Origin of the sequence: Enterococcus sp. 10F3_DIV0382 (genome assembly GCF_002140245.1) — a bacterium.
GTDB classification, from domain to species: Bacteria; Bacillota; Bacilli; order Lactobacillales; family Enterococcaceae; genus Enterococcus_B; species Enterococcus_B lactis.
In genome coordinates, this window is sequence record NZ_NGMF01000001.1 from 836,372 (window position 1) to 859,794 (window position 23,423).

A 23,423-nucleotide genomic window follows, 5' to 3' on the forward strand; every position below is an offset into this window, starting at 1 on the left:
GTTATTATATTTTTTATTTGTTTATTTTTAAATAACAAATTTCTAGATTTTTTGTTTAGAGTTTTTTTGAAGATAGACAAGTATCAATCAATTAGAAAGGAGATGTGTGGATGTTACCACTAAAAAGTAAGACGTGTACGATCATTTCAATAATTTTGCTAGTGCTTTGCATCATCATGACTAGTTTTTATCCTTCGACAAAATATGGAAACTATACAATTCTTGTATCAATAATGTTTTGTAATTGGTTATTTGGTGGGATAAGCCTTGTTTTTTCGTCAAAAATCAATTCTAAGTGCTTAAAAGCATGTGTCATTTTATTAAATTTGATATGTATTTTTGGTTGGATCATTTTTGATTGATGAAAAACGACAGAACCTTTCTGTTGTGAGGAAAAGATGTTTAAAATCACGAGAAGAGAAGAAAATAAAGTTAAATAGAATCGGTTTGTATATAGCTATATTTTTGTCACTTAGTTGTTTCATTGGTATCTATTCTTACTATATAAATAGTCTCTAAAATAGAGTTTTAATGTGAGATATTAAGTCTTTATTCTTTGAGCAAAATAAATCTTGTATAAGCAATTTGATAAAAAACGACATGTATGAATACTTTGATGAAAAGGAGATGTGTGGATGTTACCACTAAAAAGTAAGACGTGTACGATCATTTCAATAAGCTTGTTGTCAATTTGTTTCATTTCAGCTAGTTTTTATTTTCATCCTTCTATAGAAAATAATCTTCAGTTCTTAGTGTCCATAATATTTTGTTGTTGGAGCACTGGTGGTTTGAGTTTGGTTTTTTCGACAAAAATCAATTCTAAAAGGTTAAAAATGCTAGTTATCCTACTTGATTTGATTGGTATTTATAGTTGGGTGATTTATGCTATGTAAATTGTTCTGTTTTAGTTTGTTGTTTCAATAAAAAACGAAATGAGGGGAAATAAATGAAATTAGATGTCAATTTGATCGGTTTATGTGTATCTATGTTACTGTCTGGCTGGTGTCTCGGGATAGCTCATTTCTATTACGGAAATAGCCCTCAAGGAGTATATATGTTACTTATGATGATTTTTCCAGGATTAACAGGACTATATTTTTCTACAAAAGTCAAGTCTGTAAGAATGAGATGGTTCCTGATAATACTAAATTATCTAATAGCTACCCATCTTACTATGATGCAATTTTATGGTCATTTATTAAGATAGCCATGTATCAATCGGAAAGGAGATTTGTGAATGTTACCATTAAAAAGTAAGACGTGTACAATCATTTCAATAAGTCTGCTAGTGCTTTGTATAGCTTTGACTATTTTTTCCCTTCAATAAATTATAACGACGATGGGACTCGTATACGAATAATGTTTTGTATTTGGTTATTTGGTGGGTTAAGCCTGGTTTTTTCAACAAAAATCAATTCTAAATGTTTAAAAGCGATTGTTATAGTATCGAATTTGATATGTATCTTTAACTGGATCATTTTTGGTTGGTAAAAAATGGCGGAACGTTTCTGTTGTAAGAAAAAGAGGATTAAAAACAAAAGGAGAAAAAATGAAACTAACTATCAATTTGGTCGGGTTATGTATATCTATGTTACTGTCTGGCTGGTGTCTAGGGGTGGCTCATTTCTATTATGGAAATGGTCTTCAAAGTGCAGCTTTAATGATTTTCATATCCTTCCCCGGCTTAGCAGGTCTTTATTTTTCGACAAAGATCAAATCTGCGAAGGTAAGATGGATGTTGTTAGTTATCAATTATCTATTTGCTACATATTTTAATGTTTTCCAATTTCTATTTATTTTGTTTCAAACTTTTTGAAGTCAGCAACGAAGCAAACAATTAAAAAGGAGCGAGTTGAATGTTATCAATAGAAAGTAAGAAAAGTAAGAGGGTATCGGTGGTTCTGTTAGTCTTCTGTATGATTTTGCTCAGCAGTCATTTGTATATTCGTCATGAAGTGATAGGGTTTCTAATCGTCCAGTATTCATGTTGGATTTTAAGTGGTATCAGTTTAGCTTTTTCAAGAAGAATGGATTCTATAAAAGTAAAATGGCTAGTGATTGCTCTTCATTTTCTTTTGACTTGCGGAGTAGGGCTTGTTTACATCATTGGGTGGATCATCGGGTGGATAAGTTTACCTAGGTGGGAGTTGTTGTTAGTATGTGTGTTGTATTTTGGAGCAGTCGTAACATTAGACTATCAAAAAAAGAAAAAAACATTCTATCTGTTCGGTCTAGGTCTACCGATGCTAATATCGATCAGTTCGCTTATTGGAATCCATTACTTGTTGGCTTTCCATTCAAATACTATTAAATCTTGGCTTGTTATCCCTTTGTTGCTTTTCATGATGATTTCCGGCTTGATGGGTCTCTATTTCTCTACAAAACTTGAAGATAATCGAATAAAGTGGCTGCTATTAGGGATGAATTATCTATTTGCTACTTATTACAATATTGTTCTTTTGTTTTTCTTATGAATCGAAACTGCCGTTCCTCTTTTGATCATGAGAATCATTGGGGCATGAGGAAGGCGATGTATGGGTCAATTAAAAAGGAGAGAGTTGGATGTTATCAATAGAAAGTAAGAAAAGTAAGCGGGTATCGGTGGTTCTGTTAGTCTTCTGTATGATTTTGCTCAGCAGTCATTTGTATATTCGTCATGAAGTGATAGGGTTTCTGATCATTCAGTATTCATGTTGGATTTTAAGTGGTATCAGTCTAGCTTTTACAAGAAGAATGGATTCCATAAAAGTAAAATGGCTAGTGATTGCTCTTCATTTTCTTTTGATTTGCGGATTAGGGCTGTTTTACATCATTGGGTGGTTAAGTTTATCTAGGTTGGATTTGTTGCTAGGATGTGTGTTGTATATTGGTTTAGTAGAAATATTAGAATATAAACAGAAAGAAAAAGCATTTTTTTTGTTCGGTCTAGGTCTACCGATGTTGATATCGATCAGTTTACTTATTTGGATCCATTATCTATTGGCTTTCTATTTAAATACCGACAGGATGTGGGCAATCATCGCTTTGTTGCTTTTCATAATGATTTCCGGCTTGATGGGTCTCTATTTCTCTACAAAACTTGAGGATAATCGAATAAAGTGGCTACTTTTAGGAATGAATTATCTATTTGCTACTTATTACAATGTTGTTCTTTTGTTTTTCTTATGAATCGAAACTGCCGTTCCTCTTTTGATCATGAGAATCACTGGAGTATGAAGATAGCGCTGTTTTTTCCCTATGATAGGTTATGTATTCGAACGCTGATAATTAAGGGATGAAATTTTCAGAAATATGACGTATAATGTAAAATACTGAAAAGTTGCGACCTTCAACTCGTAGATGTTTCAGAATCTAATTGAAATGATGGTGATATCATGACAGACAACAGCCAAACACGCGTTGTCGTAGGGATGAGCGGCGGTGTCGACTCATCTGTAACAGCACTTTTATTAAAGGAACAAGGATACGACGTGATCGGGATCTTCATGAAAAATTGGGATGATACGGACGAAAACGGCGTATGTACGGCCACGGAAGATTATAAGGATGTAGCGAAAGTAGCTGCTCAAATCGGGATTCCTTATTATTCTGTGAATTTCGAAAAAGAATATTGGGACCGTGTATTTGAATATTTCCTAGCCGAATACCGCGCAGGACGTACACCTAACCCAGACGTGATGTGTAACAAAGAAATCAAATTCAAAGCATTCTTGGACTATGCAATGGATCTTGGTGCTGATTATGTAGCTACTGGACATTATGCGCAAGTCACTCGCGATGAAAACGGTGTGGTCCATATGCTTCGCGGAGTAGACAACAATAAAGATCAAACTTACTTCCTTAGTCAATTATCACAAGAACAGCTTTCAAAAACGATGTTCCCTCTAGGCGGTATGGAAAAATCAGAAGTGCGGGCAATTGCTGAACGCGCAGGCCTTGCGACTGCTAAGAAAAAAGATTCAACAGGAATCTGCTTTATTGGTGAAAAGAACTTCAAACAATTTTTGAGCAACTATCTACCAGCGAAAAAAGGCAATATGGTCACTCTTGACGGTGAAGTCAAAGGGCAACATGCTGGTTTGATGTACTATACGATCGGTCAACGTCAAGGCCTAGGAATCGGTGGCGGAGGAGATTCGCAAGAACCTTGGTTTGTCGTAGGGAAAGATTTAGCGACGAACACATTATACGTGGGTCAAGGGTTCCACCATCCTGCACTGTACGCCACAAGCTTGGATGCAAGTGAAATCCACTTTACGACGAATGAACCAATGCCAAAAGAATTCAAGTGCACAGCGAAATTCCGTTACCGTCAACAAGATGTTCCTGTGACAGTTCGCTTATTGGATGATAACCGTGCAGAAGTCGTATTCGACGAACCTGTACGTGCCATCACTCCTGGACAAGCAGTTGTATTTTATGACGGAATGGAATGTCTAGGTGGCGGTTTGATCGACCACGCATACCAAGAAACAAAAGTTTTACAATACGTTTAAGCGATATGAAATGAATCAAAACAGCTATGGCTAACAAAAGAAACACCTTTTCTTTTGGACAGCATAGCTGTTTTTTTGCAATAAAATTAATTTTTATTCATTTTACGCTTGTAATTTTAGTGGAAACAGTCCATAATATCCAATAATATGAATAAAGTTGCTTTTGGTAAGCAAGAGCAGATGCAAAATAAAGGAAATATTTTGCAGGTGGTTTGTTCAATTTTATAAGTGAAGGTGATGGAAATGGAAAAGAAATCGACAGGTATTAGTAAGTGGGGTCTGGTTGCTCTCGTTGTCAGTTCGTCAATCGGAAGCGGTGTGTTTGGAATCACGAGTGATCTGGCTAGTTCTGCCGCCCCTGGACCAGCAATCCTTTCATGGATAATCGTCGGGATTGGTATTTTAGCTTTGGTATTATCGCTGAACCATTTAGGAGAAAAACGTCCAGATCTGGATGGCGGGATTTTTGGGTATGCAGAAGCTTCATTTGGTAAGTTAGGTGGCTTCATTAGTGGCTGGGGCTATTGGTTGTCTGCGTGGCTAGGAAATGTTGCTTTTGCGACGATGCTAATGAGTGCCATGGGAGAATTTTTTCCGATATTCAAAGGGGGACAAAATGTTCCTTCTATTTTATTCGCAAGTCTTTTTATTTGGGGTCTGACTTTATTAGTAAACAATGGGATCGAAGGAGCGAGCGTAATCAATACGATCGTGACGATTTGTAAATTAGTGCCATTATTCCTATTTTTAATATTTGTATTTATCGCATTTAAAGTGAATATATTCACTACTAATTTTTGGGGCAACGTATCTGATAATCTAGTGAACGGATCAGGACAGCAAGGAACGATCTGGTTGCAGATCAAAGGTTGTTTGATGGTCATGATGTGGGTCTTTGTAGGGATCGAAGGTGCAAGTGTTTTAGCTAACCGCGCGAAGAAACGTTCAGAAGCCCAGCAAGCATCCATCATGGGGCTGCTTTGTTTATTATTTATCTATATCCTTGCTTCGATCTTGCCATACGGTGTCTTATCTCAAGAAGAGTTAGCAACTATTTCACAACCTGCTATGGCAAATATTTTAAAAGGAATCGTGGGAAATTGGGGAGCGGCACTGATCAATATCGGCTTGATCATTTCGATCATCGGTTCTTGGTTGTCTTGGACGATGCTCCCAGCAGAAACAACGATGTTGATGGCTCGAGACGGTCTGTTGCCGAAAGCTTGGGGAAAAACGAATAAAAAAAATGCCCCAACTTATTCGTTAGTTGTTACTGCCATCTTGACTAATCTATTCTTATTGACTTTCTTAGTTACTGATTATGCCTATCAATTTGCCTATTCTTTATGTACAGCGGCAATCTTGATTTGTTATCTGCTTGTCGGAATCTATCAAGTCCAGTTTTCTTTAAAAGAAGGAATCAAAAAACAAGTAGTGATTGGTGGGATTGCTGTAGTTTTTGAATTGATGGGAATCACTTTAGCAGGATTTTCTTATGTCCTTTTATGTAGTATTGCCTATCTTCCTGGTTTTTGCTTCTACTGGATCGCTTGTCGGGAAACCAACCATCAAATCACGGGAAAAGAAAAAGTAATGATTGGGCTGATTTGTGTGGCCGCACTGCTTTCAATCGGGTTGCTTACTGTAGGCTGGATCAAGATATAAGGGGGAAAGAAACATGGAAATCGCAAATTTCGGTGTGGAAGAATGGCTAAATAAATGGGAGAAGAAAGCGGTATATGATATTGCACAAAGTTCGATCGAAGCATTGACATTAGACGAACTCGTTGGCTTAGACGGGACCAACGTAAGTGAATTTTTCGAAAAACGCAAAAATGAACCATTGGACTATGGCTGGATCGAAGGATCAGATGCGTTCAAACAAGAAGTCGCTTCGCTTTATCAAACCGTCGATCCAGAAAACATCTTACAAACGAACGGAGCGACTGGTGCTAATCTTTTAGCTCTATACGCGTTAGTGGAAGCAGGAGACCATGTTGTTTCGATGCTTCCCACTTATCAGCAACTATATGACATCCCTAAATCTTTAGGTGCCACTGTTGACTTTGTTCATTTGAAGGAAGAAGAAGATTGGCAGTTTGATTTAGAACAGCTAGAAGCCTTAGTCAAACCTGAAACAAAAATCATCTGTTTGAATAGTGCAAACAATCCTACAGGCACATTGCTAGATCGGAAAACTTTAGAAAAAATCGCAGAAATTGCTCGTACAGTAGATGCATATGTATTGATAGATGAAGTATATGCGCCTTTAACGGATAAAGGTGAATTCTTGTCGATCGTAGATGTCTATGAGAAAGGTATAGCAACCAATTCCCTATCCAAAACCTACTCCATTCCAGGTATCCGTATTGGCTGGACAGCTACTGGACCTGAGTTGGCAGAGGTTTTTCGAAAATATCGAGACTACACGATGATTTGCGGTGGAGTCCTGTCAGATGATCTTGCTGTACATGCATTGAAGAACAAAGAAAAAATCTTGGAGCGAAACCAAAAGATCATTACTGAGAACCTTGCGATTTTAAAACAGTGGGTAGCAAATGAACCGAAAGTTGAACTCGTCGCTCCCAATTACGTCTCTACTTCTTTCATCAAATTAACCATCGAAGAAGATGATCAGACATTTTGTATCAATTTATTAGAAGAAACAGGAGTACTATTAGTACCAGGAAGTGCCTTTGATTTACCGAAGCATGCCCGACTAGGTTACTGTTGTAAAAAAGAAACCTTGGAAAAGGGATTATCCCTTTTATCTGAATTCTTGAAAAAACAGGCCTAAACAAAAACACTGCAAGGACAGTCTGTGACAACTGTTCAAGCAGTGTTTTTCATTTACGCTTATTGTCTATGAGAAGGAGAGTGCCCTGAAGATATGGAGACTCCTGAAGCTTTTTCTTCTGCAGTTTCTTGCTGATGGATCTCTTGTGTATTGTGTCGTACAAGCAAGAAGTTGACTAAAACAAGAAGAGAAGTCGAAAGAAAGACGCCACGATAACCAAATGCACTGGAAACACTGGAGCCAATCATAGGTCCTACTACGTTACCAGTTGCTTGGAAAGATTGGTTATAACTGAAGATCCGTCCAGCAGCTTGATGAGGCGAATATTTTGTGATCAATGCTTGGACAGCAGGGAGCAGACAAGCATCAGAGATACCAATCAAAAAACGTAAGGCAGCTAATTGCCAAACATTCGTGACGAATGCCATTGGGATATAAACCAAAATCGCAAAACCCAAACCAATCGCAAGTATTCTTTCACTCCCAATCTTGTCACCTAAGCGACCAAATCTTGGAGCGGCTATCAAAGTAGCAATTCCAGGTATCGAAGCGATGATTCCGCTGATCAATGTAACATTCCCATGTCCATGCAGCAATTGACGAATGTACAGACTGATGATTGGACTGATGGAATTGTTGGATGCTTGGATGATCATCGTTGTGACGAACATACCGATGACGACGTGTGGATATTTCAAGTCTTTGAAAATCTGTTTGGCAGAAACCATGTTTTCTTTTTTCACTGGGACAAATTTTTCATGGACGAAAAACAGACTCAACAAGAAGACGAAAAATAAGATGATCCCTGTAATGAAAAAGGTAGGGCGATAGCCAAACGCTGAAGCAGAGATCCCGCCAAGAAGCGGTCCAAGTAATGTTCCTGTAACAGAACCAGTTGCTAAGGTCCCAAGAACTTGACCACTTTTTTCTTTTGGCGTCCCAGTTGCGACAAGGGCAGTGGCATTACTGATATAACCAGAAAAAATCCCTTGAAGCAGACGCAATGCGACTAATTGATACACACTAGTCACGCAGCCCATCAAAGAAATGACGATTGCCATTCCTAATGAAGCACGCAACAGCATCAATTTTCTTCCTTTTTGGTCGGCTAATTTCCCCCACCAAGGAGAGATCAGCGTAGTCACTAAGAAAGTAGATGAAAAAGTCAATCCGCTCCAAAAGTTCAATTGTGCCGTACTATAATTACCTAACGTATCTATGTAAAGTGACATAAAAGGCATGACTAAACTAAATCCGATACCAGCCATAAATGTTCCAAACCATAAGACAAACAAGTTCTGTTCCCAAGTTTCTCTTTTCCTAAATAATTTTTCCTTTATTCTTGCAGCCAATTAGACTCCTTCTTTCTGAAAATTTTCATCTACAACTCTTTATTATAAACTACATTATGTAGTTTATCAATGAAAGTCTCTTTTTTCTCGTTCTTTTTCGTGGTAAACTGAAAGAGTGAAGGATTTATTTTATGAGAGGAAACATGGAAATGAAAAAAAGAAATCTGTCTCAAGAGAAAATCATCGACTGCTTTCGAGAACTAGCAGAAGAGATGGATGTTCAGCAAATAACCTTTCAGCATTTAGCCAAACGCTTGGATATCAAAGCTCCCTCGCTGTATAACCATTTCAAAAATATTCGTGATGTCAAAACAGCGCTAACAGCGAAACTTCTGCAGGAACTTAATGACCAGCTGCGTCGGGCTCTTGTGGGAAAAAGTGGTCAGGAAGCACTGCAGATCTATGCAGAAACTTATCGATCCTTTGCTTTTTCAAATCAAGCAGTGTATGAGTTACTGATCAGTGTACCGCATACCAATGAAGCTGTTTTATTAGATGGAATCCATGAAACGAGTCAGATCATTTTGCAGATATTTGAGGCTTTTCAATTAACGAAAGAAGAAAAAGTTCATCGAAGCAGGGAACTTCGTAGTATGATCCACGGTTATCTTTCCTTACGTTTTTTAGGATACTTTACAAAAGAACCAACAATCGATCCAGAAGACAGCTATTTTTGGATGATCAATGACTTTATCGCTACTTTGCCTTAAACAATCAGATTCATTTGTAACAATTTTAAGATGTTCATTAAATGACCCTTTTATAAGAGAAAATTCTTGCAACTTTCTTGAAAAGTGACTAAGATGAGTCTAGAAAAGCTGAAAGAAGGAGCACGAGTATGTATCAAGTAATTACCATGTTCGGGGACAATGAGCCTTGGTGGTTTTTTGAAGACTGGGAAGAAGATATTGAAGCAGAAGAAACATTCGAGTCTTTTGAAGAAGCACGACAAGCGTACGAAAAACAATGGATCGCGATCCATCAAAATTATGAATATATCAATGCGAAAAGAAATTTTCTCAGCGCCTTTTGGAATGACGGAGATGAGCGTTGGTGTGAAGAGTGTGACGATGATTTACAGCAATACAAGGGACTTGCGTTGTTGAAAAATCATCAGCCCATCACAGTAGAAAGCAGAAAGGAATTTTATGAAACAACTAATTCTAGCGGAAAAACCAAGCGTTGCGAAAGACCTAAGCAAGGTGCTTGGTGCTAATCAAAAGCACAAAAATTATTACGAAGGACCCAAGGTGATCGTTACTTGGGCCCTTGGTCATTTATTAGGATTGAAAATGCCGGAAGATCTGAATAAGGAATGGCAGAGCTGGCAAATGGACACGTTGCCGATGATCCCTAAAAAACTAGGAATCAAACCACTTCCTAAAACAGGATATCAATTAAAAGCAATCAAGCAGCTGGCTCAACGAAAAGATGTCTCAGAAGCAGTCATTGCGACAGATGCCGGAAGGGAAGGGGAACTTGTTGCTCGCTGGATCTTAGAGTATGTGCATTTCAATAAACCAGTGAAGCGGTTATGGATCTCTTCTCAAACAGATAAAGCAATCAAAACAGGATTCAAGCAACTAAGACCTGCAAAAGAATATGATGCATTGTATGAATCTGCTCTTGCCCGGGCAAAAGCGGACTGGTTGGTAGGATTGAATGTGACCAGAGCCTTAACTGTGAAGTACGCGGATAATTTATCAGCAGGCCGTGTGCAGACCCCGACACTAGCATTAGTGAGAGACCAAGAAAAGAAAATCGAACAGTTCCGTCCACAAACGTATTTCACGATCACGTTGCACGCTGGAAAAGAACAAGCCAAAATGGTTCAAAAAAATCAATTTGCTTTAAAAACACAAGAAGAAGCACAAAAACTTGTTCAATTGATCAGTACAAGCAAAGGAACTGTCACAGAAGTCCAAGAAAAATTAAAAACGGAATCTGCGCCGCTACCTTATGATTTAACAGAGATCCAAAGAGAAGCCAATCAACGCTATGGCTATTCTGCAAAGAAAACATTAAATCTTGTACAAAGTTTGTATGAGACCCATAAGATCGTTACTTATCCGCGTACAGACAGCAAATATCTGACAAATGACATGAAAAGTACGATGAACGAACGACTGCAAGCAGTCAGCGATTTTGCTCCTGAGGTCAAGCAGTATTTGAAAAACGGAGCCATCGTCCAACAGACAAAAGTATTCCAAGACAGTAAAGTGACCGATCACCATGCACTTTTGCCAACTGAAAACCGAGCACGTTATGAAAAATTAAGTAATGAAGAGCAAAAAATCTATCAAATGATTGTCTCTCGTTTTTTAGGACTGTTTGCTCAACCCCATAAAGTCAGCCAAACAAAAGTTACGGTTGAATTTGGTAAAGAACGATTCATTTTTCGGCAAAATCGTGTCGTCCAAGCAGGATGGAAAGGCGAAACTGAAACTGAGACGGAAACAGTCAAATGGGAAAAAGGAATGAGAATCAATCCCGATTTCACCATCAAAAAAGAATTATCTGCACCGCCTAAACCATTGACAGAAGCAAGCTTGCTTGGACAAATGGAAAAATACAGTCTGGGAACCCCGGCTACTCGTGCAGAGATCATTGAAAAATTGATCAAATCAGAGTTGATGGAACGTACCCCTCAAGGACTGCAAGTATCCCCTAAAGGTAAACAATTATTAGTATTAGTCAACCCATCTTTAGTGACACCGGATCTGACAGAAAGCTGGGAAAAAGACCTTGAAGCTATTGCTGCAGGAAAGAAACAAGCAGGAACCTTCTTGAATGGAATCGAAAAAGAAACAAAACGCTTGGTGAATGAAATCAAATCAAGCAAACAAGAATATCAAGATTTCTCGATTACCCAAAAGAAATGTCCAGAATGTGGGGCCAATCTGCGTGAGAAAAACACGCGAGACGGCAAAATTTATGTCTGCACCAATTCAGATTGCAACTACCGCAGAAGAAAAGATCCAAAAGTCTCCAACCATCGCTGCCCACAATGCCACCGGAAAATGGAAATCATCGAAGGCAAAAATGGTGCTTATTTCCGTTGTAAATACGACGGAACGACAGAAAAAATGCTTGATAAAAAAGAGCAGAAGAAGAAAATGACCAAACATGAAGAACGTCGCTTGCTGAAAAAATATGCACAGGCAGAAGAACCAGAAGAAAGCCCATTAGCAGCAGCACTAAAAGCGGCAATGAAGAAGTAAGAAGATGGAGGTTGTGACAGAAGTGGTCAGCTTCAAGAAATAAGAAGGAATTTACGAAAATTGCTTCTCAAATTTTTGTAACATTTCGGCTTATTTTTCGAAGAAGCTACTTCTGGAACACCATATATCAGAGGTTGTGAAAAAGCTGTTCTGCATCATCCTGCATCAAGTAATAAGAACAGCAAACAAAAATAGCTCCTCATATTTTGTCGTTTGTTGAGCTAATACCGAAGGTTAGTTGATTGAAAACCGTTTGTTCGGAAAAAAGGGACTGCGACAAGATTTTTGTCACAGTCCCTCTTCATTTAAAAAAATGTTTACTTCATTTGACGTATATTATTGGTGAGGCTTCAATTCATTTGGCTTCACTTTTTCTGTTTCTCTAATAATATAAACAGGACGTTGCTTCGTTTCTAAGAAGATTTTTCCGATATATTTCCCGATGATTCCAAGACATAACAGTTGGATTCCGCCGATGAATAGGAAGATCGAGACCATGGAAGGCCATCCTGATGTAGGATCACCAAACAGCAATGCCCGCAAAATAATGAACAAGATCGCAATACCAGAACCGACACAAGACAAAGCGCCGATAAATGAAGCAATTGTCAATGGCGCATCGGAGAAGTTCACGATACCATCAATCGAGTAGTTGAACAATTTCCAGAAGGACCAAGATGTTTCACCAGCTACACGTTCGCGGTTTTCATAAGAAATATATTCTGTTTTGAATCCGACCCAACTGAATAAACCTTTTGAAAATCGGTTGTATTCTGTTAGTTCTAGGACAGCATCCACCATTTGTCGGGTCATCAAACGGAAATCACGAGCGCCATCGACCATTTCTGTATCGCTGATTTTATTAATCAACTGGTAGAATTTTTTCGCGAAGAAGCTGCGGATTGCAGGCTCACCTTCACGAGTCGAACGCCGGGTGCCGACACAATCGATATCAGAAGTAGTGATTCGTTCAATCATCTCAGGAAGCAGTTCAGGTGGATCTTGTAAGTCAACATCCATAACAGTCACTAAATCTCCTGTAGAAGCTTGTAATCCAGCGTATAGAGCCGCTTCTTTCCCGAAATTTCTGGAAAATGAGACAAAGCGGACATAAGGATAAGCTGCAGCTAGCTTCTTGATTGCTGCTAATGTACCGTCTTTTGATCCATCGTCAATAAATAAATATTCGAACTCATGGGGACCTTTGAATTTTTCAACCTCATCAAAAAAAAGAGGAACCGTTTTTTCTTCATTGAAACATGGGACAACAATTGATACTTTCATCGTTTCTTTCCTTTCAATCGTATGTTTATATATGGTTTACATTCAAAATTTAATAAACCTTAAATAACACCTTTTAAATTTGATTTTACGTAAAAGAACAGGTATTCTTTTGGTAAACTACCGTATTTAGTTTACCATGTTTCCTCGGTTTATCAAATTTTTAAGAACAATTTTTAGTAGTTGGCAAGTAGTTTCGGACAGAGAAAAAGGAGGAAGTTCCAGTCTGTTGACCAGGAGCAAACAAAATGAAAATACACACACCTATCGGCTTTTTATGGTTAGATGCAGATGAATCCGGGTTGACTGCTGTATCTTTTCAGCCAATTTCGGAAAGCAAATCAGCGAATCAGCAAATTTTAACGCGCACACAAGAACAGTTTGAAGAATATTTTACGGGAAAAAGAAAAGAATTTGAAATTCCTTTATCTATAAAGAGAGGTACGCCTTTTCAGCAAAATGTCTGGAAAGCTTTGTCGACCATTCCTTATGGAGAAATCCGAACATATAAAGAAGTAGCCGTTGCTGTCGCTAGTCCGAAAGCTGTGCGAGCGATTGGACAGGCAAATCGAACCAATCCATTACCAATCGTTATTCCTTGTCATCGAGTGATCGGGCAAAATGGAAAACTGACAGGATATATGGGAAACGCAACAGATGGAGTCGAAATCAAACGCCAATTGTTGCTATTAGAAGGGTATCTGCAAAATTAAAAAACAGTTGTGATTCGAACATTGTTCCATGCGAGAATCACAACTGTTTTTTCGTGTTTGTTCTAAAGTTTGATCAGCCAAATAAATAGTAAAGCCATTACTGTTTGGAGAAGCCCGACAGCCAATCCGTAAGATAAGAAACGTGTACCTTCTTTCATGAATTTTGCAAAGTCTAAACGCAGCCCAATTGCCGCTAAAGCAGTGATCTCAAACCAGCTACTGATAAAATGTGCCGATTGGTCAATAACTACAGGTAAAGAAAACAAGCTGTTGACCAAACAAAAGATCACAAACCCTAATACATACCAAGGAAGCGGTAATTTTCGTTTTTTCTGCGTATCAGTCGGTGTTTCAAACAGAGCTGGTTGTTTCTTGTGCATGAATTTTTCAAACAAATAGACAACAACAACAAGCATCATGATACGTAGAATCTTAAACAACATGGCAAATTCGACAACAGAACTGTCAAGCAAACTTGCACCAGCGACTACTTGACCCACAGATTGGAGTGTGCCACCTAAAAGTGCGCTTTTTTCAATGAGATTTCCTCCGAATAGCTGTAATCCAAGAAAAGGGAGGGTCAACATCATCATAGTACCTAGTAGATTGACCAGTGTGATGATCTGCCCTTTTTCTTCCTCTTTTGCATGGATGGAAGGGGCGATCGAAGCAATAGCAGAAGAACCACAAACAGCGTTTCCTCCAGCCATCATCAAAGAAGAAGTATCGCTGAATTGCAGTTTCTTACCAATCAAGTAAGCACCGATGATAGTGACTGACATCTGTAGTAACACAAAAACAATTTCTTTTACACCAATTTGAGCAATCGTTTGAGCGGTGACAGTTGCACCTAGTAAAAAAACAGAGAATTCCAATAGTTTGCTTTCAGCGAATTTTGTGCCGATTGCTAGAACAGGCTGTTTAAAAAAAGTATTTCCTAATAAAATACCCAATAAAATAGCAATAGTCGCTCCACCTAACTGTGGCAGATAAATAGCAAGAAGCCGGCTGACGGCAGCGATGGCAAAAGAAAGCAGTAATCCGGGCAAAATCTCGCGGACCGCTGAATCCTTTACAGATTTTATTGGATGTGACAATGATTTCATTTGATTGGTTCCTTTCGTCAATAAATACTAAAAGCATACTCGAACATAGTAGCACTAAACCAGTATTTTGACAAAAGAATAAGAGGTCGTGACAAAAGTCTTGTCACAACCTCTTGTTTCGAATAAACGGTGTTCCAAAGCCAGTTTCTCGGTATTAAGCCAAATTTATGCAAAAATGTGGAAAGCCATTTTCACAAAATTTTTCTTACTACTCGAAACTAGGCGGCTTTTTCACGACCTCTTGGTAAACGGTGTTCCAGAAGTAGCTTCTTCGGAAATAAGCCGAAATGTTACAAAAATTTGAGAAGCAATTTTCGTATATTCCTTCTTATTTCTAGAAGCTGACCACTTCTTTCACAACCAATCGAATCAATTATGAAGCGATTTTTTTAGAAACAAATTTTCCATGTTTGCTATGTTCTTTAGTTAAGAAACGTACGTAATGAGCAAGCACGTAGAAGACAACTACACTTGCAAACAGACATTCCGCAATTTTTAAGAAATCTAATACGCTACTATAAATACCTAAACTGTTGAAGTAATGAACAGTAGTAAATAGAGCTGTTGCAGAGATAACAAGTGGGAATGTAAAGGCTGCGTAGCTTGGATAAAAACGAAGCTTGAACAAGCGTGGCAGTATAGACAGCACGACGAAATACAATACTTGAGATAAAACGAACAACGCTACGACAAGATAAAAGTTAGGTTCTGCAAAGTTTTTCAGGTAACCTGTCAGGCAAAGAGAACCAGGTGCTGCAACGATCGTAATCAGCGGACGTGTTGGATGAGCCATATTTCTTACGAAAAAGACACGTTTGATGATGATTGGTAATAAGAACGCATAGCAGACCAATGAAATCCAAAAGAAGATTTTTCCAATAAGTGGGAAGAAGTTCCCAGCAGTTACAGTGATGACCCCAAACCCAACATAAATGATAAACCAGCTTGGATAAATTGCTTCAATAGAAAGATCAGCTTTGATGACATGGTGATAATTGAAATAAAAGACAAGTATCACTTGGAAAATAACTGCACACAACCAAATGAATTTGACAATCGGTGCAATACTTTCATATGAAACAAAATAAGTACAAATAACCATGAGTGACATCGTAAAAGTTGGTGAAACGGAGGCGATGATCGGATCATGCAATGTTTGTTTCGTATGCTCAAATAAGATAAACAATTTAACAAAAATGAATATCATAAGAATCATTGAGATACCGCCAGTTAGATTGCCTAAAGCAACATGGTGATAGTCTTTAAACAGATTTCCAAGGGAAGCTAACCCAAGAATCAACCCGCAGATCGGGATCGGAATAATTTTCAAAAAGTTCTTCATATATATTCTCCTTTTTATTTAATAGATTTTAGTACCAAGATGAACGAATACATTGTAAAATGAATAGGTCTGTATGATTACGAGCAAAGCAGACAGCTGATTATCTTGTCTGAGTTACTAGTTGGATCAGCAACTGTTTTGTTGTACATTTCTATTATAGATGGTTTTTTGTATATTTAAATCAAATAGTTTTTATAGTAATTATCATAAAAAGTTATGGAAGTGGTGCCATGTTTAAGTTATTAACGACTTTTCGAGCAGTATATGAAACAAGAAATTTTTCTAGAGCAGCAGAAGTACTGTTTTTATCTCAGCCAGCCGTCTCGAATCAAATCAAACAGTTGGAGCGGGAATTGAATATCGATCTTTTTCAACGTAACGGAAGAAAAGAGATGCTTCCAACTAAGCAAGCCGACTTATTATATGAACGGACACTGGTTTTGTTAGAAGAATGGGAAGAAACTCAGCAAAAATTGCTCAATGAACAAAATGAAGAAGAAGTATGTCGGATCGTTGCTTCCCACACCTTTGCTGTCTATCTTTTGCCTCAGTTGATGAAACATCTGATCAAAAGGTTTCCTAAAGTGCATTTTGAGATCGAAATCGCGAATTCTCATGAATCATTAGAACAAGTAGCGAAACATGAATCCGATTTTGGTTTTATCGAAAAGCCATTAGAGACTTCCGGCGTACAAAGATACTCTTTGATGGAAGACCAGCTAGTCATCGCTGGGGACCCAAAAAGCAAATTGTGGCTTGTAAGAGAAGCAAACTCTGGTGTTTTTCATTACACGCAGCGTTATTTTGAAGAGATGAATATCCAAGATAAGAAAATGATCGTGAAAAGCAATGATGTGATCGTTGCGTTGCTGAAGGAAGGAATCGGACGCTCGATTTTATCTGAGCGCTCTGTGCCAAAAGACGTACCAATGATTCCGTTGAATTTCCATCGGTATTTTTATTTCATTCAACGAACCAATCTGGTTTCTGATCAGCTGTTAGAGATTGCTGAAGAGATCCTTCGATACAATGAAAGCACAGAAACTTCTCACAGCGAGGAGAATCTCAGCTGATAGATAATTGCATGTATCAAAAAAAGTTCTGTGATACACTAAAGATAAGCAGTAGGCTTTTGCCTTCCGTTTGCTCAAGCAGCTGCACAAACGGAAAGTTAATTTTTCCCAAATGTCTGTGGAAAGACTTTCCATTATCTAACTGGACCGCTATAATAATCAGCAGTATGGTTTTTAAGAAAAGGGATGAAACATGGAAAAAAAATTAAAAGCTTCGAACGATAATCGTATTGATTATGGCGTGATTTTACCAGTCTTTCTGTTATGTTTGATTGGTCTGCTCTCATTATATGTAGCACTTAGCCATGATCCGAACAATCCAGCAGTCTTGAAAGGCGTAGGGATGCAAGTTGTCTGGTATTTAGTTGGGGCGGCAGCAATCGTTGTCATCATGCATTTGAATTCCAAATGGATCTGGAAACTGACTCCTTACCTTTATGGCTTGGGGTTAGTAGTAATGGGACTCTTACTGGAATTCTATGACAAGAATTTAGCCGATTCTACAGGTTCTAAAAACTGGTTCCGATTCGGTGCGTTCACCTTCCAGCCAGCAGAGCTAATGAAGATCGCGTACATCTTGATGATGGCGCTGATCGTGACCAAACATAATACGCAAGTAAAAGAACGGACGATGAAATCGGACTTTTGGCTGATTGGGAAGCTCTTGATCGTGACGATACCGGTATTAGCATTGATCATGGCTCAAGATGACTTTGGAACGATGCTCGTCTTCCTTGCGATCTTCGGCGGGATATTCTTGATGTCTGGAATCTCTTGGCGCATCATCGCCCCTGTAGTGATCTTAGCAGTAGTCGTTGGTGCAGGAACGATTTTCTTAGTGACGACTGAAGGCGGAAGAGACTTGCTTTATAAAGTGGGCTTCAAATCTTATCAATTTGCACGTATTGATTCATGGCTGGATCCTTTCCATGATACGTCTGGGATGAGTTACCAGCCGGCACAAGGACTTTTGGCAATCGGCACCGGTGGCTTGTTTGGTAAAGGATTCAATGTAAGCAATATTTATGTGCCTGTTCGTGAGTCCGATATGATTTTTACCGTTATCGGTGAAAACTTCGGCTTTATCGGTGGTGCATTCGTCATTTTCTTGTATTTTATTTTGATTTATCGTATGATTCGGGTGTGTTTCGATACGAACAATGAATTTTACGCCTATATCGCAAGCGGTTTGATCATGATGCTGCTGTTCCATGTCTTTGAGAACATTGGAGCAAATATCGGATTACTTCCTTTAACAGGGATCCCATTGCCTTTCATTAGCCAAGGAGGATCTTCGATTTTAGGGAACATGATCGGTGTCGGATTGATATTATCGATGAGATACCAAAATGAAGCACCTGCAAGATCTTCAAGGAGGTAAGAAAATTGTACACCTTTTACTGGTACCCGAAATGTTCAACATGCAAAAAAGCCAAAGCGTGGTTAGACCAGCATGGCGTTAGTTATCAAACTGTTGATATGATCAAAGAAGTACCGAAGGCCTCAACGATTGAGACTTGGCTAGAAACGAGTCAAGTACCGATCCGTCGCCTGTTCAACACAAGCGGGATGAAATATCGAGAACTTGGACTGAAAGATCAAGTAGGCGAGTTTACGGCTTCAAAAGCAAGCCAAGTCTTATCGACAGATGGCATGCTGATCAAGCGGCCGCTGATCGTGCAAGAGGACCAGCTTGTTGCAATTGGATTCAATGAAAAAATTTATGAAGGAGAACTGATATAAAATGGCAGGCAAACATTTGAAGAAAAAGGACAACCTTTGGATCTTATTTAATGGAAAAGAATACTGTGTTGGTTTGACAAATGAAGCGCAAGAAGAACTCGGAGACATCACGTTTGCCAATTTGCCAAAAGCAGGACAATCGCTAAAAAAAGATGAACCTCTGATCGAAGTCGAAGCGGAAAAAGCGGTCAATGAATTTGCTAGCCCGCTAACGGGTACAGTTTCTTCTGTGAATGATAAAATCGGTGAAGATATCAATATCTTGAATGATTCAGATGAAATGAATGCGTGGATCTTAAGTTTCAAAGATGTTGATCCAAAAGAATTTGACGAATTATAAAATCAGAAAATCACTTGAAAAAAGTTGACACTGATTCTTCCAGTTGCTATAATCATAAGCAATCCTATATGAAACGAGAAAGCTTTGAAAAGAAGAGTACATGTCACGGACGTTTGAAGAGAGCCCTGTTTGCTGAAAATGGGTAACGAAAATGAGATGGAAGATGGTCTTAGAGCAGAGTAAGCGAGCGTAAGCAAACTTACTACGGGAGTGCCCGTTACAGCGCGACAGTATACGGAAAGAAGCTAAGTCCAAGTACTGGAAGAGGCTGTTATTGCGAAGTAACGGTAAATCAAGGTGGTAACACGGAAGTTCAAGCTTTCGTCCTTTTGCTTAAGGCAAGAGGGCGAAGGCTTTTTTGTTTGAAAAATCATAAGAGAAAGATGTGAATGGCATGTCATTAATCCAACTAACGAATGTCAAAAAGACATTCAATGGGAAAAACGGAAACATCCAAGCCGTCAATGACGTTTCACTAAACGTTGAAAAAGGGGATATTTATGGAATCGTCGGCTATTCTGGGGCAGGAAAAAGTACATTAGTCCGTCTCCTGAATGGACTTGAGCTTCCCACGAGCGGCGAAGTGATCGTAAACGATCAAGATATCACAAAATTAAAAAACAAAGAATTACGTACATTCCGAAAGAAAATCGGTATGATCTTCCAGCATTTCAACCTGTTATGGTCAAGAACTGTACTTGAAAATATCCAGCTGCCGTTGGAATTAGCTGGTGTACCAAAGAGCAAACGCAAAGAACGAGCAGAAGAATTGTTGCGTTTAGTCGGGTTAGAAGGACGCGGACAAGCGTATCCTTCACAACTTTCCGGCGGACAGAAACAACGTGTCGGTATCGCACGAGCATTGGCAAATGACCCTGAGATCCTGCTTTGTGATGAGGCTACGAGTGCATTGGACCCGCAAACAACAGAAGAAGTATTAGACTTATTGTTAGCAATCAATAAGAAATTGAATTTGACCATCGTCTTGATCACACATGAAATGAATGTGATCCGCAAAATCTGCAACAAAGTCGCTGTGATGGAGTTGGGGAAAGTCGTAGAAGAAGGAGACGTGTTGACTGTCTTCAGACAACCGAAAAAAGAAGTAACCAAACGTTTTGTACAACAAGACATCGAACCAGAAGCTGATTCGACAGAACTATTAGCTGAACTCATCAAAGAAAATCCAAGCGGCCGTTTGGCAACTTTGACCTTTAGCGAAAGAAATGCCAACGAACCAGTTATTTCCCAAGCGATTCGACGCTATAACATTGATGTCAACGTCGTATACGGGAAAATCAAACAAGTAAAAGAAGGTTCCTTTGGTTCATTGACTGTCTTGATGACAGGTGAAACCAAAGAATTAGATCAAGCAGAAGTGTTCATTAAAGAACAAGGAGTAGGAATTGAGGTGATCCATCGTGGATAAAAGCTTTTCAGAAACATATCTAGATTTTAAACAAATCAATCCGGAAACGATGAATCAGGCTATCCTTGATACACTATATATGACATTGATCTCAATGGTCTTAGTGACGATCATCGGATTAGTCTTGGGATTGATCCTTTACTCTATTGGGCGCAAAAACAAACCGTATGCTCGAATCATTTACGGGATCGTATCGATCATCAGTAATATTTTCCGATCAACACCATTTATGATCCTGATGGTTTTGATCATTCCATTTACTAAAGCAATCGTAGGCACTATGCTAGGTGCGCAAGCAGCCATTCCAGCTCTTGTTTTATCCGCGGCACCATTTTATGCCCGTCTAGTAGAGATTGCTTTTCGTGAAGTCAGCCCTGGCGTACTGGAAGCAGCAGATGCAATGGGGGCAAGTTACTGGGAAATCATCTGGAAGGTCTTGATACCTGAAAGTATTCCCGCGTTGATTTCTGGATTAACAGTTACAACGATCTCGATGATCGGATTTACTGCAATGGCCGGCGCGATCGGCGCAGGTGGACTTGGTGGTCTTGCTTGGCAGGAAGGCTACCAACGTGGTAATCTGACAGTGACATTCGTTGCGACTTTAATTATTTTATTAATCGTATTTATCGTTCAAGGAATCGGTGATTTCTTAACTAAGAAAACAGACAAAAGATAATAGGATATAGGGGGATATAGGATATGAAAAAGAAGATTTTTGGATTAGCAGCAGCGCTTTTGCTGACTGTAGGATTAACAGCATGCGGTAACAACAGCGACAGCAAAGATTCAGCAAATAAAGCAGACGACACGACATTGAAAGTCGGCGCTTCACCGACACCGCACGCAGAGATTTTGGAACATGTGAAACCATTATTGAAAGATGAAGGAATCGATCTTGAAATCGTCAAATTCGATGACTATGTATTACCGAACCAATCGTTGGAAGAAGGCGATATCGATGCCAATTACTTCCAACATATTCCTTATTTGAACAAAGAAATCAAAGAAAAAGGGTATGACTTTGTCAATGCCGGTGCTGTCCACATCGAACCAATGGGCTTGTACTCTAAAAAAATCAAAGATGTTTCTGAACTAAAAGATGGTGCAACGATCATCACTTCGAATTCTGAATCAGACTGGGGACGCATCATCACGATTTTACAAGATGCTGGGCTAGTCAAAGTCAAAGATGGAGTAGATCTGGAAACAGCCACATTCGATGATATTGCAGAAAACCCTAAGAATTTGAAGTTCAACCATACGATCGACCCATCACTTTTAGCTTCTACGTACCAAAATGATGAAGGTGACCTAGTCGCAATCAATGCAAACTTCGCTTATGGCGCAGGATTGAATCCATTAGAAGATGCCGTATTACTTGAAAAAGACAACTCTCCTTACGTGAATATCATTGCGACTCGCAAAGGTGATGAAGACAGTGACAAAATCAAAAAACTGATTGAAGTGCTTCACCGTAAAGAAGTCCAAGAATGGATCACAGACAAATGGGGCGGCTCTGTTAAACCAGTAAAGGCTGATGCAAAATAAGGAATGAAACAAAAAAGATGAGAAATAAGTCTGTAACGGCTTATTCCTCATCTTTTTTATACCTATTCTAATTTAGAAATCAAAATTGTTTAATAATCAATAAAAGATATTTGATTTTAGTAAGGAAGATCATTGCGCTTCATTCTCAATTAGTCTAAAATGAGTGAGAACGAAAGAGAATTTGGGGGTATAATGCATGTCTGTCTTAGAAATAAAAAATCTACATGTGTCGATCGAGGAAAAAGAAATCCTTAAAGGCGTAAACCTAACAATGAAAACCGGAGAAATTCACGCCATCATGGGACCTAACGGCACAGGAAAATCAACCTTATCTGCCGCTATCATGGGCAATCCAAACTATGAAGTAACAGAAGGTGAAATCTTGTTTGACGGGAAAAATGTTTTAGACTTGGAAGTAGACGAACGTGCACGACTTGGTTTGTTTTTAGCTATGCAATATCCAAGTGAGATACCAGGTATCACGAATGCGGAATTCATGCGTGCAGCAATCAATGCGAAACGTGATGAAAACGACAAGATCTCTGTTATGGCATTTTTGAAAAAGTTAGATGAAAAAATGGCTTTACTGAATATGCCAGAAGAAATGGCTGAACGTTATCTGAACGAAGGTTTTTCTGGCGGGGAAAAGAAACGGAATGAGATCCTACAATTGTTGATGTTAGAACCAACATTTGCGATTTTAGACGAAATCGACTCGGGTTTGGATATCGATGCTTTGAAAGTCGTTGCTAAAGGAGTAAATGAAATGCGTGGAGACAATTTCGGTGCATTGATCATCACCCACTATCAACGATTATTGAACTATATCACACCTGATGTCGTTCACATCATGATGGAAGGTCGAGTAGTCATGACAGGAAATGCTGACTTAGCTAAACGCCTAGAAGCAGAAGGTTACGCTGGAATCAGTAAAGAATTAGGAATCGACTATAAAGAAGAAGAAGCGTAAGGGGGAGCA

The 23,423-nt window shown here is 38.8% G+C and carries 21 protein-coding genes and 1 other annotated feature; of the genes, 17 read left to right on the top strand and 4 right to left on the bottom strand.

The window, feature by feature from the left end:
• The first annotated feature begins 1,856 nt into the window (after window positions 1–1,856).
• From A5849_RS04150 to A5849_RS04170, 5 genes are all read left to right on the top strand, one after another.
• Window positions 1,857–2,474, top strand: a complete 618-nt coding sequence (locus A5849_RS04150; protein ID WP_002313364.1) for a hypothetical protein — start codon at window positions 1,857–1,859, stop codon at window positions 2,472–2,474.
• Window positions 2,475–2,562: 88 nt separating this feature from the next.
• The gene (locus A5849_RS04155) at window positions 2,563–3,168 is read left to right on the top strand and encodes a hypothetical protein (protein ID WP_002308223.1); all 606 of its coding nucleotides are present in this window, start codon (window positions 2,563–2,565) and stop codon (window positions 3,166–3,168) included.
• 206 nt (window positions 3,169–3,374) lie between these two features.
• A complete protein-coding gene (gene mnmA / locus A5849_RS04160) occupies window positions 3,375–4,496 on the top strand; it encodes a tRNA 2-thiouridine(34) synthase MnmA (RefSeq protein WP_002313365.1) in 1,122 nt (373 codons plus the stop codon).
• A gap of 243 nt (window positions 4,497–4,739) precedes the next feature.
• On the top strand, window positions 4,740–6,161 hold the full coding sequence (gene arcD, locus A5849_RS04165; protein WP_002308225.1) for an arginine-ornithine antiporter: 1,422 nt from the start codon (window positions 4,740–4,742) through the stop codon (window positions 6,159–6,161).
• Between the two features lie 13 nt (window positions 6,162–6,174).
• Window positions 6,175–7,293 (top strand): aminotransferase, encoded by a 1,119-nt coding sequence (locus A5849_RS04170; RefSeq protein WP_002308226.1) that lies wholly within the window; start codon window positions 6,175–6,177, stop codon window positions 7,291–7,293.
• Window positions 7,294–7,352: 59 nt separating this feature from the next.
• Here A5849_RS04170 and A5849_RS04175 read toward each other — a convergent pair whose 3' ends face one another.
• Complete coding sequence (locus A5849_RS04175) at window positions 7,353–8,645, bottom strand: multidrug efflux MFS transporter (RefSeq protein ID WP_002308227.1); 1,293 nt, start codon at window positions 8,643–8,645, stop codon at window positions 7,353–7,355.
• A gap of 149 nt (window positions 8,646–8,794) precedes the next feature.
• Between A5849_RS04175 and A5849_RS04180 the strand changes: the two genes are divergently transcribed.
• The 3 genes from A5849_RS04180 (at window position 8,795) to A5849_RS04190 (ending at window position 11,866) form a co-directional block, all read left to right on the top strand.
• Window positions 8,795–9,355 (top strand): TetR/AcrR family transcriptional regulator, encoded by a 561-nt coding sequence (locus tag A5849_RS04180; protein WP_002345361.1) that lies wholly within the window; start codon window positions 8,795–8,797, stop codon window positions 9,353–9,355.
• Between the two features lie 128 nt (window positions 9,356–9,483).
• Entirely contained in the window at window positions 9,484–9,861 is a 378-nt protein-coding gene (locus A5849_RS04185; protein ID WP_002308231.1) for a DUF1033 family protein, read from the top strand.
• A complete protein-coding gene (locus A5849_RS04190; protein WP_033627655.1) occupies window positions 9,794–11,866 on the top strand; it encodes a DNA topoisomerase III in 2,073 nt (690 codons plus the stop codon). The genes A5849_RS04185 and A5849_RS04190 overlap by 68 nt, the downstream gene beginning before the upstream one ends.
• A 336-nt stretch (window positions 11,867–12,202) precedes the next feature.
• Here the strand turns inward: A5849_RS04190 and A5849_RS04195 are convergent, their stop codons facing one another.
• Window positions 12,203–13,150, bottom strand: a complete 948-nt coding sequence (locus A5849_RS04195; RefSeq protein ID WP_002308234.1) for a glycosyltransferase family 2 protein — start codon at window positions 13,148–13,150, stop codon at window positions 12,203–12,205.
• Between the two features lie 245 nt (window positions 13,151–13,395).
• Between A5849_RS04195 and A5849_RS04200 the strand changes: the two genes are divergently transcribed.
• A complete protein-coding gene (locus A5849_RS04200) occupies window positions 13,396–13,860 on the top strand; it encodes a methylated-DNA--[protein]-cysteine S-methyltransferase (protein ID WP_002308236.1) in 465 nt (154 codons plus the stop codon).
• Between the two features lie 62 nt (window positions 13,861–13,922).
• Here A5849_RS04200 and A5849_RS04205 read toward each other — a convergent pair whose 3' ends face one another.
• Window positions 13,923–14,966 (bottom strand): YeiH family protein, encoded by a 1,044-nt coding sequence (locus A5849_RS04205; RefSeq protein WP_086309973.1) that lies wholly within the window; start codon window positions 14,964–14,966, stop codon window positions 13,923–13,925.
• Between the two features lie 373 nt (window positions 14,967–15,339).
• On the bottom strand, window positions 15,340–16,308 hold the full coding sequence (locus tag A5849_RS04215; RefSeq protein ID WP_002312068.1) for a TDT family transporter: 969 nt from the start codon (window positions 16,306–16,308) through the stop codon (window positions 15,340–15,342).
• Between the two features lie 230 nt (window positions 16,309–16,538).
• Here A5849_RS04215 and A5849_RS04220 point away from each other — a divergent pair, with 230 nt between their 5' ends.
• From A5849_RS04220 to sufC, 8 genes are all read left to right on the top strand, one after another.
• Window positions 16,539–17,381, top strand: coding sequence for a LysR family transcriptional regulator (locus A5849_RS04220; RefSeq protein WP_002308240.1), 843 nt, complete (start codon window positions 16,539–16,541; stop codon window positions 17,379–17,381).
• A gap of 193 nt (window positions 17,382–17,574) precedes the next feature.
• The gene (locus A5849_RS04230; RefSeq protein WP_002308242.1) at window positions 17,575–18,762 is read left to right on the top strand and encodes an FtsW/RodA/SpoVE family cell cycle protein; all 1,188 of its coding nucleotides are present in this window, start codon (window positions 17,575–17,577) and stop codon (window positions 18,760–18,762) included.
• A 5-nt stretch (window positions 18,763–18,767) separates the two neighbouring features.
• A complete protein-coding gene (locus A5849_RS04235; RefSeq protein ID WP_002308244.1) occupies window positions 18,768–19,124 on the top strand; it encodes an arsenate reductase family protein in 357 nt (118 codons plus the stop codon).
• Between the two features lies 1 nt (window position 19,125).
• Complete coding sequence (locus A5849_RS04240) at window positions 19,126–19,464, top strand: glycine cleavage system protein H (RefSeq protein WP_002291179.1); 339 nt, start codon at window positions 19,126–19,128, stop codon at window positions 19,462–19,464.
• Window positions 19,465–19,539: 75 nt separating this feature from the next.
• Window positions 19,540–19,796: a binding site (T-box leader), on the top strand.
• Between the two features lie 62 nt (window positions 19,797–19,858).
• A complete protein-coding gene (locus A5849_RS04245) occupies window positions 19,859–20,893 on the top strand; it encodes a methionine ABC transporter ATP-binding protein (RefSeq protein WP_002304234.1) in 1,035 nt (344 codons plus the stop codon).
• Window positions 20,886–21,572, top strand: a complete 687-nt coding sequence (locus A5849_RS04250; RefSeq protein ID WP_002287674.1) for a methionine ABC transporter permease — start codon at window positions 20,886–20,888, stop codon at window positions 21,570–21,572. Before A5849_RS04245 ends, A5849_RS04250 begins: the two co-directional genes overlap by 8 nt.
• Window positions 21,573–21,595: 23 nt before the next feature.
• Entirely contained in the window at window positions 21,596–22,444 is an 849-nt protein-coding gene (locus A5849_RS04255) for a MetQ/NlpA family ABC transporter substrate-binding protein (RefSeq protein ID WP_002345358.1), read from the top strand.
• 196 nt (window positions 22,445–22,640) lie between these two features.
• Window positions 22,641–23,414: a Fe-S cluster assembly ATPase SufC gene (gene sufC / locus A5849_RS04260; protein ID WP_002287679.1), complete on the top strand. Its 774-nt coding sequence runs from the start codon at window positions 22,641–22,643 to the stop codon at window positions 23,412–23,414.
• The last annotated feature ends 9 nt before the right edge of the window (window positions 23,415–23,423 follow it).